This window comes from Plantactinospora sonchi (genome assembly GCF_036422035.1).
Classification (GTDB): domain Bacteria; phylum Actinomycetota; class Actinomycetes; order Mycobacteriales; family Micromonosporaceae; genus Plantactinospora; species Plantactinospora sonchi.
On record NZ_JAZGQK010000005.1, the window covers coordinates 1 to 13,187 of the forward strand.

Here is a 13,187-nt window from a genome sequence, read left to right on the forward strand (position 1 = left end):
GACGCACCGGGGGGGGGGGGGGGGGGGGGGCGGCCCCCCCCCGGCCCCGGGGGGGGGGGGGCCCCCCCCCCCCCCCCCCCCCGCCGGTTCACCCCGGTCACCGGTTCAGTGGGGACCGATGGTGACCACCCTCGCCCACGCCGGTGGCGGGTCCGGCACGTAGTCGGGATCGTCCTCCTCCCACGACACCGGCTCCCTCCGGAACAGCCCCACCACGGTCCGGCACGCCGGCCGCTCCGGCGGCCACGGGGTCTGCCCGTCGGTCAGCACCACCACCACGTCCGGCCGGGGTCGGGTACCCAGCGCCCGGACGAAACCGGTACGCAGGTCGGTGCCGCCGCCGCCGACCAGCGGGATGCCCTCGGCGCGGCACAGCCGGTGCACGATGCCGGCCGTCGCGTCGCACGGCAGCACACTGACCAGGTCGCGCCGGCCGCCGACGGCTCGGACGATCGCGGCGACCTCCAGGAGCGCACTGCCCAGTTCGGCGTCACTCACCGACCCGGAGGTGTCGATGACCACGGAGACCTGCGGCGGCCGGCGCCGCAGGCTCGGCAGCACCACGCCGGGCAGGCTGGTGGACCGCCGCGCCGGCCGGCCGTACGAGTAGTCCTCGCCCGCCCCCTGCCCGGTGGCCGCCGAGCGGATCGCCGCGCCGAGCAGGTCCCGCCACGGCTGGGGTGGGTGGAACGCCTCCTCCGCCCACCGCTGCCACCCCTTCGGTACGTCACCGGGACGGGCGGAGATGCCCTGCGCGACCCGGAACCGCACCGCGTCCCGCTCCTGCGGGCTGAGCCCGTGTGCGCCGTCCGGCCCGAGTTCCCACTCCCGGTCCAGGCCGTCGGCGCCGCTGCCGCAGTCCAGCCAGACCAGGTCCTGGGTGTACGGACCGAGCCGGAACAGGCGCAGGTACTCCTCCATCAGCAGGCCGACGGGGAGCCGCAGCAGGGCCGGCACGACGGCGTCGCGGGGTAGGCACAGCCCGTCCCCGTACACGTCGTCGTTGATCTCGAAGTCGGCGGCGATGTTCATCCGCAGCCGTTCGCCGGGGCCGTGCAGGTCGCGTTCGGCGGCGACCCGGTCACCACGGCCGTGATGGTCGCGGAGCAGGTGCGAGACCTCGTGCACCCAGACCCCGGCCAGGTCCTCCACGCTGCTCCGGGCCACGAACGTGGGCGAGACGTAGCACCGCCAGTGCCGGTCCACCGCCATCGTCGGTACCCGCCGCGACTCCACCGGGCTCAGGGCGAACAGCGCGGCCGCCAGGTACGGCCGGACCCGGGCGGCGTACAGCCGGGCGGCGAAGAGCTTCTGGAAGTCCAACGTCGAGGTGACCGCCCGCGCGTCGGCGACTGTCCGCGTCACCGCTGCCGATGCCGTTGCCGGTCCGGTCGTCGCTGCCGGCCTGCTAGCCGTCACCGGTCCGGTCGCCGTGGCGGTCCCGGCTGTCATCGGCCGCTCCCGGCGACGGCCGCTACCCGGCTCGCGACCTTGTCCACCCGGGTGCTGAGCGACACCACGTCGGCGAGTCGGTCGATCGACGACGGCACGTCCCAGTCGTCCTGCCGCAGGGTGGCGAGCGTGGTCGCGGGGACGACCACGAGATCCGGGGCGCCGGTCTCCAGGACCCGGCCCAACAGGGTCCACGCCGCGTCCCAGCGGGACCGCTCCGGGCGTTTGCGGACCGCCTCCACCACCCCGTCGAGTACGGCCTGCCGCAGGTCGCCCCGCTCGGGCAACTCGACGCCGGTCGGGTCGGCCAGCAGCGTCTCCGGATCCGGCAGGTCCATCCGGTCCAGGCTGGCCAGCAGTTCCAGTCCCGGGCCGTCCCCGATGGTGCCCCGGACCAGCAGGGAGAGCACCTCCCGGGAGGTACCGGCGGCGGTGGCGAAGGCGATCAGCCGCAGGGTCATCTCCCAACTGCGGGGCGACGGCCAGGCGCCGCCCTTCTGCGGCTCGCTGCGGGGCAGCCGGTGGACAAAACCCGGTCGGGCGGTGAGGAAACCGCAGACCGCCCGCCGGGCGAAGTCCACCGCCCCGGCCAGCCGGTCCGGGGCGAGCCGGGGCAGCGACGCCTCCGGCCACGTGCCGCCGAGTCCACGTACCACCACCTCGTGGTCGTACGTCCAGTGCAGGTGGACAAAACGGTTCGCCAACGGGGCGCTCAGTTCCCAGCCGTCCGCCGCCGAGGAGCGCGGGTTGGCGGCGGCGACGATCCGGACCCCGGGTGGCAGGCGCAGCGCGCCGACCCGTCGTTCGAGCACCAGGCGGAGCAGGGCGGCCTGCACGGCCGGCGGCGCGGTGGAGAGTTCGTCGAGGAAGAGCAGCCCCCGGCCGGCCCGGACCAGGCGTACGGCCCAGTCCGGCGGCGCCATCGGCACACCCTGTACGGCGGGGTCGTCGCCGACCACCGGCAGGCCGGAGAAGTCGGACGGCTCGTGCACGCTGGCGATCACCGTGGTGAGCGGCAGGTCGAGGGAGGCGGCGAGCTGGTTCAGGGCGGCGGTCTTGCCGATTCCCGGCTCGCCCCAGAGCAGCACCGGCAGGTCGGCGGCGACGGCCAGGGTCAGCGCGGTCAACTGGGTGTCCGGGCGCGGCTCGGTGGTGGTGTCGCCGAGCAGGGTGATCAGGTCGTCGGCGATCCCGAGCTGGTCGGCGGAGTGGTCGGCGGCGGGCGGGGCGAGGAGAGATCCAGGCATGTGTTTTCACCGTTCAGGGTCGGGCCGGGCGGAAGCCGTGCCGGCCGGGGAGGTGTCGGTCAGGGTGGACGCGGCCGCCGAGCACGGTGGGCGGCCGGATCAGGGCTCGGCGGGCCAGCGGCCCTACGGGTCAGCGGGACACCGGGTGGCGTGCGTTGCGCGGGTGTCCCCGGTGGTCGCGGGGGCGCCGGGTGGGCCGGGCGTGGATGGAACGCGTGGTGTCGACCAGTCCGCTCCGGAACAGGCCGCACGTGACCTGCCGCAGTGCCGCCGTGGCCAACTCGTCCCGCAGTACGCCGTCGGGCAGCGTCGCCTCCGGACCGAGCAGGTTCTCGACGGCGGCCAGCGCGCCGACCGTGTCGCCGTGATCCAGCCGGGCCCGGATGTCGACGAGCTGTTCCGGTCGCCGGTGTGCCTCGTCGATCGCCCGCAGGCAGGCCAGCGGAGTGCCGGTCAACGCGGCCAGCAGTTCCTCGCGGCGGATCTCGACCGGGTCGTGGTCCAGCGGTACGAGGACCCCGTCGACCAGGCCGATCCGGTGCTGGGCGCCGCGACACTCGACAAGGCGGGGGCCGGTCGACAGGTCCGACGGCCCGATCACCGGACGGTCCGGTACCAGTGCCGCCGCGACCAGGGGGTGCAGCAGGTCGGCCCCGATCAGCCCGGCCCGCAGCAACGCCACGTCGGGTGGCACCCAGGTCGCGGCGTCCGGCAGCACCGGCAGCGCGGCGAGCCGCCGCGCGGCCGCCCCCGGGACGGCACGTACCCCGTCCGGCCCGCCGGTCAGTTCCAGCACCAGCCGCCGTCGGCCACCGAGCCGTGCCGCGACAGCTGTTTCAGCGGCCCGGTCTTCCGCGTGGAGCAGTACCCGCGCCTCGGCCGCCCACCGGTCCACGGCACAACCGAGGTCGCGCAGCCTGTCGTGTTCCGGTGGGTGCCGGTTGTCGTCGGGCGGGTGGTCCAGTCCGGACCGGGCCCGCAGCTCAACGCTGCGCCGCGCGTCCCACAGGTGGCGGTGCAGGTCGAGACGGAACCGGGGGTTCGGGCGGGGGTGCGGGTGGTTGCCGGCCCGGTCGCCGGAACCCGCCTCGTCCCACAGCGCGAGGCTGATCCGCTGGCCGCCGTCGGCCCAGCCGGGCGGGGTCCGGGCGACGAGGTGCAGGGTCTTGTCGCCCTCCGGCCCGTACCGGGCCAGCGAGAGGGTCAGACCGGGGCGCAGCAGCCCGTCCGGTGCGATCCTCGGCATGTGCCAACGGAGCAGGTCAGGGGCGAGATGTCGGAGGTCGGCCCGGATTCTTGCGGCGAGTTCCCGGCCGGCGGCACGGGTCACCGCGCGCAGGTCCAGGTCGACGTCGACGCGGGCGGCGGCACACGCTCCCGCCCAGTCGCCGACGACCCGCCGGGCGGTCGCTGATGTGATCATGGAGGGCGGCACGGCGAATTCGCGTACATGTCGCCAGAGGGAGAGACGGGACTGCCCGTTCACAGTGGAGCGCATCAGCACTCACTTCTGGTGAACGAGACCCCCAATCCAGTGAATGAGGTAATCATCGCGGGCAGCATACCGTCTTCCGGACCGGTCAGCCAGGCGCCGCCGGTCCGCGCCGGTCCGGCCGCGTGGACCAGTACGGGTGCCGGGCGGCTACGTCATCGGCGGCCTCGCGGTCCGGACCGTGCCCGTCGACCGACGACCGCCGCCGGCCCGCACAGGCGGGCCGGCGGCATCCCACGGTCGGTTCAGAAGCCGGTAGACCAGCTCAGACGCCGGTCATCCGGTCAGCAGCCGGTCGACCAGTTCAGAAGCCGGTCAGGCCGGCGCCATACGGGTAGAGCGGGTTGCCGTGGTTCGTCGCCGGTGGCTGTCCGGCGTTGATGCTGGCCCGGATCTGGTCCCGTTGCGCCGCGGTGGCGCCCAGGTCGTACGGCAGGTCCCAGGCCTCGTTCGCGTCCGCCAGCACGTCCGCGCCACCGGGCCGGAGCACCTGCTCCAGGCTGCGTGGCAGCTGCCAGGGCAGTTTGCCGCGCGGGCTGTAGTCGCCGAAGAGCAGGCTGGCCAGGGCCGGCCCCATCTCCTCGCCGCCCCGGTAGGTGACCACGATGGCGCTGGCCAGGTCGTGCCACTCCGTGATCACGTACGGTCGGGGCAGGACCAGCGCCACCACCACCGGGATGCCCCGGGCCCGGAAGTTCTGGATCAGGGCCAACTGGTCCGGTGGCAGGTACGGCTGCTCCTTCACCCAACTGGTGGCGTGCGTGTAGCTGGTCTCGCCGACCGCCACCACGGCCAGTTTCGGCGACGGCCCGTCGCCGGAGTGGACGTTGACGCCGGACTGGGCGGCCCGGGCCTGGATCGCCTGGAGGATGGTCTTCGAGCCGTACTCGGCGTGGAAGAAGCTCGTCCAGACACAGCAGGCGGCGGTGTCGTCGGCGCGCGGCCCGGCGACCACGATGTTGTCGCCCGGGTTCAACCGGATCGGCAGCACCCCGCCGGTGTTCTTCAACAGGGTCATCGCCTCCCGCGACGCCTGGTTGGCCAGGGCGGTGTAGGCCGGGGTGTGGAACCGGTACGGCCCGTTGACCGGGTCGCCGTACGGGGCTTCGAAGATGCCGAGCTGGAACTTGATCCGCAGTACCCGCCGAACCGCGTCGTCGATCCGGGCCGCCGGTACGTTCGCGGTGAACGTGCCGATGGAGAAGCCGGCCGCGCCCGGGTCGGCGCCGCCCATCACGTCGGAGCCGGCGTTCGCCGCGCCGACCCAGGAACCGGACGGCAGCCAGTCGGTGGTGATCAGGCCCTGGAAGCCGAGGTTCTGCCGCAGGTACGCGAGGATCGGCGCGCTGTCGCCGGCGCCCGGACCACCCGGATCGAGCAACGAGCTGCCGGCGTACCCGGGCATGATGTTGACCGCGCCCGCCTCCATCGCCGCGCGGAACGGGATCATGTGGTACTTGATGGTGACCCCGTCGAAGACGATCAGCGCCTCGCCGCCGGCTCCCTCGCCGGGCCAGTGCTTGACGGTGGCGAGCACCGACTGCGGGTTCAGCTCCGGACCGCCCTGCAGACCGGCGACCAGTGCCCGTACCTGCGCGGCGGCGACCTGCGCGTCCTCGCCGTTGCCCTCCTGGATGCGCGGGTAGAGCACCTTGGTGCCGACCTCGGCGAGCGGCCCGAGCACGCCCCGGGTGCCGACCTCCAACTGCTCCCGGCGTTGCAGGTCGCCGAGCCGGTAGTCCAGCGGGTAGTTCTTCGCGGCGGCCAGCGCGCTCTGCATCGGATAGCTGGTCTGGTAGCCGTGGATGGTGTCACCGGCCGAGACGAACGGGATGCCGAGCCGGGTGCCGGCGGAGGCGAGCAGGATGTTGTGCAGGTCCTGTGCCTGGGCCGGGCCGAAGTGCCAGCCCGAGCGCGGGAACGCCTGGGCGTTGTAGAACATCTGGTACGCCTTCTCCTCGGCCGTCATCCGGCCCAGCAGGTCGGTGACCCGGGTTTCGACCGGCAGCCGCCAGTTCTCGTACGGCTCGGTCGTGCCGTTCTTGTTGAGGTCCCGGTTGCCGTCGACGAGGTTGACGCCGTCGGCGACCGTCTCCACGGTGGGGAGGTAGACGCTGAACCGGCGGATGTTCGAGGTGAGCGGGGTTCCGCCGACCGAGGTGACATACCACTTGTACGTCCACCGGTCCGGCAGGTCCCAGCTCGGCGTGTACGACGTACCGGTCGGCTCGGCGACCCGGGTGTAGAGGTCGATCAGGTTGCCGCTGGCGGTGAAGTCGTAGTCGGTGCGGCTGATGTTGATCCACACCTGGTAGCGGGTGGCACCGGGGACGGCTGCCCAGGAGAGGGTGGGTCGGCGGGTGGTGGTGATCATGGCGGTGTCGGCCGGGGCGCTCAGCGCGAACTGGTTGAGCGTGCCGGGCGGCCGGGTGGGACCGGAGAGCATCGGCGGGTTCGTCGCCGCGGTGTCGACGGTGCCGTGGACCTGGAACTCCCAGAGCGAGTACCCGTAGCCGGTGGCCCGGGCGGTTCCGTGGAACCGCAGGTAGCGGCCGGTTCCGCTGACCGTGAGCTGCTCGACGCCACCCCGTCCGGAGGTGGTCGAGTAGATGGTCGTCCAGACGGTCCCGTCGTTGGACGTCTCCAGCCGGTAACCGGTGGCGTAGGCACCCTCCCAGTTGAGCACCACCCGGTTGACCGTGGCCACGCCGCCGAAGTCGACGCTGAGCCACTGCGGGTCACTGAACTGGCTCGACCAGCGGGTGGTCGTCCGGCCGTCGAGCGCGGCGGCGGGTGCGTTGCCGCCCTCCCAGGAGGAGGCGGAGACCTTCTTGAACTCGGAGATCGGTTGGCCGGTGGGCGGGTTCGGGTTGCCGCCGCTGGTGCCGTACACCTTGAACTCCCACAGCGAGTACCCGTAGCCGCTGGCCCGGGCGGTGCCGTTCATCCGTACGTAGCGGCCGGTGCCGCTGACGGTGAGCGTCTGCGTGCCGCCGGTCCCGGTGGTGGTGCTGTAGACCGTCTGCCAGGGGCCGTCCGGCGCGGCGGCGACCTGGATCTGGAAGGACCGCGCGTACGCGCCCTCCCAGACGAGCTCTACCTGGTCCACGGTCGCGGTGCTGCCGAGGTCGACCCGGAGCCACTGTGGATCGCTGAACTGGCTCGACCACCGGGTGCCGGGGTTGCCGTCGGTGGCGGCGGCCGCCGGGGTGCCGTCGGACTCGACGGAGGAGGCGGTGGTCGGCCGGCCCTGTGAGAGCAGCGGTCCGGCGGCGGCCGCTTCCGGAGCGGGGCCGGCCAGGTAGCCGGCGAGCAGGGCGACCAGCGCCGTGACGGCGTATCCGAGGTGGCGGCGACGGACGGGGGACCGGGGTGGGGGTGTCGGTGCTGATGTCGGCATGGACGGCTCCCGGGTGCGCGGTGGCGGGGGAGAGCGCCGCTGCGGTACGGACGGGGGCAGAGAGCGCTCTCTCCCAGAGTCATCGTGTGCCGTCGATTGGTCAAGGACCATGTTGGGATGTGGTCAGAGCGGATCGGGACGACTGGTTCGCCTCACCACCCGGACGTGCAGGTAAGCCCGACCACCTGCGCGAGAGCGCTCTCTGGTCCGGTCCTCGACTGTCGGGGTGCTAGCGGGTGGCGAGCCGGTCCAGCAGGGCGGTGCTCCGGGCCAGCAACGCCCGCTCCTCGTCGGTGAGCTCGGCCTCGATGGCCTGCGCGAGCCAGCCGGCCCTGCGGCCGCGCTCCGCTTCGAGCGCGGCCCGGCCCGCGTCCGACAGCTCGACCAGCGACTTGCGGCGGTCCGTGGGGTGGTCCCGGCGCGTGATCAGGTCCTGCTCGATGAGCAGCCCGACCGTACGGGCCATCGACTGGGGGCGTACGCGTTGATCGGCGGCGAGGTCGCTGGTGGTCATCGCGCCGTCGCGGTCGAGTGCACCGAGCACGGCGACCTGGCCCAGCGGGATGCGGTCCTCGTGTTTGACGCGTCGGGTGAGCTTGCCCATCGCGGTGCGCAGTTCGGCGGCGATGGCGGCGGCTTCCGGGGTGGGCATAGGGCACCCTACACCGTTGGCCAGCCAAACTGTGCACCTGACCTGCGCAGCAATACTGAACAGCATTGCTGTATGGTTTGCCGCTGTCGGGCTCAGCGCCAGCGTTGTCGCCGCCGGGGCCACGGCACACGACAACGGGGAGGAACTCCCATGTCCGCAGAGGCAGTCCGCACCGTCGACGCCGCCATCAAAACCGTCCTCGCCCGCCGGATCATCGACAGCCGGGGCAACCCCACGGTCGAGGTCGACGTCGTCCTGACGGACGGGTCCCTGGGGCGCGCGGCCGTCCCCTCCGGGGCCTCCACCGGTGCCCGGGAAGCCGTGGAACTGCGCGACGGGGACTCCGCGCGCTGGCACGGCAAGGGCGTCGACCGCGCGGTGGCCCACGTCAACGGGGAGATCGCGGCGTCCGTGCGCGGCCGGGACGCGGTGGACCAGGCAGGTCTCGACGCCGCGCTGGTCGCCCTCGACGGCACCGCCACGAAGTCCCGGCTCGGCGCCAACGCGATCCTCGGCGTCTCCCTCGCCACCGCCAAGGCCGCCGCGGCGGCCCACCGCCAGCCCCTCTACCGCTACCTCGGCGGCACCGACGCCCACCTGCTGCCGTTGCCGATGATGAACATCGTCAACGGCGGTGCCCACGCCGACAATCCGCTCGACTTCCAGGAGTTCATGATCGCGCCCGTGGGTGCGGACACCTTCGCCGAAGCCGTCCGGATGGGCAGCGAGGTCTTCCACACCCTGCGCCGCGATCTACTGGCCGCCGGACACTCCACGGGCGTCGGCGACGAGGGTGGCTTCGCGCCCGCGTTGCGTACCGCCGAGGAGGCGCTCGACTTCGTGATGACCGCCATCGAGCGCACCGGCTACCGCCCCGGCACCGACATCGGCCTGGTCATGGACCCGGCGTCGTCGGAGTTCTTCCGCGACGGGGTGTACGACTACACCGGCGAGGGAGTGCGCCGCACCCCCTCCGAACAGGTCGAATACCTGACCAAGCTCATCGAGGCCTACCCGGTCGTCTCCATCGAGGACCCGATGGCCGAGAACGACCTGGACGGCTGGCGCGAGCTGACCGGCCGCGTCGGCGACCGCTGCCAGCTCACCGGCGACGACGTGTTCTGCACCAACGAGACGCTGCTGCGCGAGGGCATCCGCACCGGCGTCGGCAACTCGGTCCTGGTCAAGGTCAACCAGATCGGGACCCTGACCGAGGCGCTGTCCGCGGTGGCCACGGCCCACCAGGCGGGCTGGACGGCGGTCATGTCGCACCGCTCGGGCGAGACGGAGGACACCACCATCGCGGACCTGGCGGTGGCGACCGGCTGCGGTCAGATCAAGACCGGCTCGCTCTCCCGCTCCGACCGCACGGCGAAGTACAACCAACTGATCCGGATCGAGGAGGAGCTGGGCGACTCGGCGCGCTTCGCGGGCCGCTCCGCACTGCGTCGGGCCTGACCAGCGGGCAGAGGTACACGAGCGGGCAGAGGCACACGAGCGGGCCCCCGATCACGATCGGGGGCCCGCTCCTGTGCCGGGGAGACAGCCGGGACGCGGCGCCGGGAGTCGACCCCGGGGCGTGGCGGCGACCGGTCTCGACAGGATCCGGCGATGTCCACCACCGCTCGTCGATCATCCCCGCCCGTCAATTCCGTGGCGTGGGCGACTAGGCTGCCCGGATGCGGGTGCTCTTCGTGTCGGCGCCGTTGCTCGGACACGCACTGCCGATGGTGCCGCTCGCCGAGGCGTTCCGGGCCGCCGGGCACGAGGTGCTGATCGCCGCCGGTGCCGACGCGCTCGGCGTACGCCGGACCGGGCTGCCGGTCGAGGACGTCGCTCCCGGATTCCGGTTCGAGCGGATCGCCCAGCGGACCATCCTGCGCCACCCGGGACTCGCCGCGGCCGAGCTGACCGGTCGGGCCGGTACCCGGGTCGTCGGGCTGCTGTTCGGTGCGGTCAACGACCAGCTGACCGACGGCCTGGTCGCGCTCGCCGACCGCTGGCAGCCGGACCTCGTCGTCCACGAGCCGCTGGCGGTGGCCGGGGCGTTCGCCGCCGTACGCCGGGGCGTGCCGACGGTGCTGCACGAGAACTCGCTCTACGACGGCCCGACACTGGTCCGGGCGACGATGGCGCGGCTGGACCGGGCCCGGCGCCGGGCCGGGATCGGCGACCTGCCGCCGAGCGCCCTCACCCTGACCATCGCGCCGCCGAGCGTGGTCGGTGCCCGGGACGGCGTACCGCTGCGGGGCGTGCCGGCCCGGGGTTTCGGCGAGCTGCCGGACTGGCTGGCCGCGCCGGGCGACCGACCCCGGATCCTGGTCAGCCGCAGCACCGTGGCCGGTCCGGGCGCCGGTCAGCTGATGACCGCCGTGGTCCGGGCAGCCTCCACTCTGGACGCCGAGGTCGTACTGGTCCGTCCCGACCGCCGGGTGCTGCGGCGGGGCCGGCTGCCGGAGAACGTACGCACCGTCGACTGGATCCCGATCAACGCGGCGCTGCCGTACTGCGCCGGGGTGGTGCACCACGGCGGGGCGGGTTCGGTGCTCGGGGCGCTGGCCGCCGGCGTACCGCAGCTCGTGGTGCCGGGGCCGGGCGACCGCCGACACAACGCCGACCTGGTCGCGGCCCGGGGCGCCGGCCTTGCCCTGCCCGAGCGTGCCATCACCCCGGCGGCGCTGGACCGACTGGTCACCGACCAGGCCCTGGCGACCGCCGCCCACGAGGTACGCCGGGAGATGGCCGCGATGCCGGCCCCTGCCGACCTGGTGCCCCGCCTCGAAGCACTGACCGGCTGATCATTCGGGTGCTGGGCGGGGTCTGGCGGCCGCTGTCGGGACCAGGCAGACGGCCAAGGCCATCTCGGCAACGAACCGTGGCGCGTCGGTTGGGCCGAGCCGGCCGGCGGCGACGTCGACTGCCGCGCCGTGCATGATGTGATGCAGGGCGCTGGCCAGCAGGTCGGCAGGAAAATCGGCCCGGAAGACGCCTTCGGTCTGGCCGCGACGGATCAGGTCATGCACCCGCTGCTCCGGTTTGGCGTGCAGCTCCTGTATCCGCCCCGGTGGCAGGGCCGCCTGCGCGGCCTGCAGGACCGAGGCCGCCTGGGCGATCAGCAGCCAGCCGGATTCCATGAGTGTCCGCAGTGCGTCGCGAGGATCACCGGTGAGGTCGACGGTCTTCAGTACCTCGTCCCCCTGGGCCAACAGCCGGATCAACGCGGCTTCGACCAAGGCCTCCCGGGACGGGAAGTGCCCGTACAGGGTCACCCTGCCGACCCCCGCCTCCTGCGCGATGTCGTTCATGCTCGCCTCGGCGCTGCGCCCGAGGCAGGTGACAGCCGCTCGCACGATCCTTTCGGCGTTCTGCCGCGCGTCCGCTCGGCGTCCAGACCTGGCAGCGGAGTGAGCCATGCAACTTCCTTAAGTCAAACAGTGGATGTACGAGTTACAGTACCCGGACCCAAGTTGAACACCACCTGTACGACTTAGTTCGGAGGCGAACAGCGTGTCCGAGTCCGTGACCGCAACCACTTCGACCAGCCCTGATCCGCGACGCTGGCGGATCCTGGGGCTGGTCGGCGTCGCGCAACTCATGCTCATCCTCGATGTGACCGTCGTGGCCATCGCCCTGCCACACATGGGCGCGGACCTCGACCTGCGGCGGGAAACCCTCACCTGGGTGGTCAGCGGCTACACCCTCGCGTTCGGCGGACTGCTGCTGCTCGGGGGCCGCGCCGCCGACCTGTTCGGAGCCCGCCGGCTCGTCCTGGCCGGTCTGCTGCTGTTCGCGGCGGCGTCGCTGACCGCGGGCCTGGCCACCTCCGGACCGATGCTCCTGTCCGGCCGGGTCGCGCAGGGGATGGCCGCCGCCATGCTGTCCCCGGCGGCACTGTCGCTGATCGTCACGGTCTTCGACGGCGACGAACGGAACCGAGCGCTCGGTATCTGGTCCGCACTGGGCGGTAGCGGCGCCGCGCTCGGCGTCCTGCTCGGCGGGGTCCTCACCGCCGGACCCGGCTGGACATGGATCTTCTACATCAACGTGCCGGTCGGACTCGTGCTGCTGTTCACCCTCCGCTCGTACCTGCCGGCGCAGCCGGCGCCCGCGACCAGGGCCGCCCTCGATGTTCCCGGCGCGGCCCTGGTAACCGCTGCGACAGCGACCCTGATCTACGCGCTCACCAGGGCCGGGGATCACGGCTGGGTCACCTGGACCACCGCCGCGCTGCTGGCGACATCGGCAGTCCTGTACGCCGCGTTCGTGGCGCGTCAGCGCGTGGCCGCAAGCCCGCTGATGAACCTCCGGCTGCTGACCCGCAGGCCCGTGGCGACCGGCACCCTGCTGATCCTCGTCGCCACCGCGCTCATGATCATGATGTTCTTCCTCGGCACATTCGCCCTACAGGAGCACCACGGCTACGGCGCACTCACCACCGGCCTGCTCTTCCTGCCGATCGCGCTGTCCACGATGCTCGGCGCCAACGCGGCGGGACGCGTCATCGGCCGCACCGGACCCCGCACCCTGGCGGTGACCGGGCTGCTCGTTGCCGCCGCCGGCCTGGCCATCCCCGCCATCTGGGACGGGGCCGCCCACATGGTGGCGGGCATGACGGTCGCGGCTGCCGGCACCGGGTCCCTGTTCGTCGTCGCCTCCGCCACCGCACTGGGACAGGTGGCCGCACACGAAGCTGGCCTCGCCTCCGGCATCGTCAGTACCTTCCACGAATTCGGTGCATCACTCGGCGCAGCCGTCGCATCCAGCGTCGCCGCTGTCAGCATCGTCGGCGTCGGTACCGGCGGGTTCACCCGCGGCTTCACCACCGGCGCGATCGTCGCCGTGGTTGCGGCAGTCGCCGCGTTCGCCATCACCCCGGGTTCCCGTTCCAGGTAAGCAGCCGACCGGCAGACCGCCGACGACAGCTCGACGTCCAGGTCGAGGACC

Annotated in this window: 9 protein-coding genes; 3 read left to right on the plus strand and 6 right to left on the minus strand. The window is 72.8% G+C overall.

What is annotated here, in order from left to right; translation table 11 throughout:
- Positions 1 to 105 precede the first annotated feature (105 nt).
- From V1633_RS06040 to V1633_RS06060, 5 genes are all read right to left on the minus strand, one after another.
- On the minus strand, positions 106 to 1,365 hold the full coding sequence (locus tag V1633_RS06040; RefSeq protein WP_331213182.1) for a vWA domain-containing protein: 1,260 nt from the start codon (positions 1,363 to 1,365) through the stop codon (positions 106 to 108).
- 83 nt (positions 1,366 to 1,448) lie between these two features.
- Complete coding sequence (locus tag V1633_RS06045) at positions 1,449 to 2,699, minus strand: AAA family ATPase (protein ID WP_331213183.1); 1,251 nt, start codon at positions 2,697 to 2,699, stop codon at positions 1,449 to 1,451.
- A 130-nt stretch (positions 2,700 to 2,829) separates the two neighbouring features.
- A complete protein-coding gene (locus V1633_RS06050) occupies positions 2,830 to 4,197 on the minus strand; it encodes a hypothetical protein (protein WP_331213184.1) in 1,368 nt (455 codons plus the stop codon).
- Between the two features lie 298 nt (positions 4,198 to 4,495).
- Entirely contained in the window at positions 4,496 to 7,591 is a 3,096-nt protein-coding gene (locus tag V1633_RS06055) for a discoidin domain-containing protein (RefSeq protein WP_331213185.1), read from the minus strand.
- A gap of 229 nt (positions 7,592 to 7,820) precedes the next feature.
- Entirely contained in the window at positions 7,821 to 8,243 is a 423-nt protein-coding gene (locus tag V1633_RS06060; protein WP_331213186.1) for a MarR family winged helix-turn-helix transcriptional regulator, read from the minus strand.
- A gap of 150 nt (positions 8,244 to 8,393) precedes the next feature.
- Here V1633_RS06060 and eno point away from each other — a divergent pair, with 150 nt between their 5' ends.
- Positions 8,394 to 9,701 (plus strand): phosphopyruvate hydratase, encoded by a 1,308-nt coding sequence (eno, locus tag V1633_RS06065; RefSeq protein WP_331213187.1) that lies wholly within the window; start codon positions 8,394 to 8,396, stop codon positions 9,699 to 9,701.
- Between the two features lie 221 nt (positions 9,702 to 9,922).
- Complete coding sequence (locus V1633_RS06070) at positions 9,923 to 11,041, plus strand: nucleotide disphospho-sugar-binding domain-containing protein (protein ID WP_331213188.1); 1,119 nt, start codon at positions 9,923 to 9,925, stop codon at positions 11,039 to 11,041.
- On the opposite strand, the gene V1633_RS06075 is transcribed toward V1633_RS06070, so the two are convergent.
- Positions 11,042 to 11,548 carry a TetR/AcrR family transcriptional regulator gene (locus V1633_RS06075; RefSeq protein ID WP_331213189.1) on the minus strand — a complete coding sequence of 169 codons (507 nt, stop codon included), beginning with the start codon at positions 11,546 to 11,548 and terminating at the stop codon, positions 11,042 to 11,044.
- A gap of 214 nt (positions 11,549 to 11,762) precedes the next feature.
- On the opposite strand from V1633_RS06075, the gene V1633_RS06080 reads away from it, so the two are divergent.
- On the plus strand, positions 11,763 to 13,136 hold the full coding sequence (locus tag V1633_RS06080) for an MFS transporter (RefSeq protein WP_331213190.1): 1,374 nt from the start codon (positions 11,763 to 11,765) through the stop codon (positions 13,134 to 13,136).
- Positions 13,137 to 13,187: the final 51 nt, after the last annotated feature.

What these genes read in the sequence shown, in the direction of transcription:
- V1633_RS06045 (WP_331213183.1), bottom strand. Translation starts at nt 2,699, where the DNA reads ATGCCTGGATCTCTCCTCGCCCCGCCCGCCGCCGACCACTCCGCCGAC.
- V1633_RS06050 (WP_331213184.1), bottom strand. Translation starts at nt 4,197, where the DNA reads ATGCGCTCCACTGTGAACGGGCAGTCCCGTCTCTCCCTCTGGCGACAT.
- V1633_RS06055 (WP_331213185.1), bottom strand. Translation starts at nt 7,591, where the DNA reads ATGCCGACATCAGCACCGACACCCCCACCCCGGTCCCCCGTCCGTCGC.
- V1633_RS06060 (WP_331213186.1), bottom strand. Translation starts at nt 8,243, where the DNA reads ATGCCCACCCCGGAAGCCGCCGCCATCGCCGCCGAACTGCGCACCGCG.
- eno (WP_331213187.1), top strand. Translation starts at nt 8,394, where the DNA reads ATGTCCGCAGAGGCAGTCCGCACCGTCGACGCCGCCATCAAAACCGTC.
- V1633_RS06070 (WP_331213188.1), top strand. Translation starts at nt 9,923, where the DNA reads ATGCGGGTGCTCTTCGTGTCGGCGCCGTTGCTCGGACACGCACTGCCG.
- V1633_RS06075 (WP_331213189.1), bottom strand. Translation starts at nt 11,548, where the DNA reads ATGAACGACATCGCGCAGGAGGCGGGGGTCGGCAGGGTGACCCTGTAC.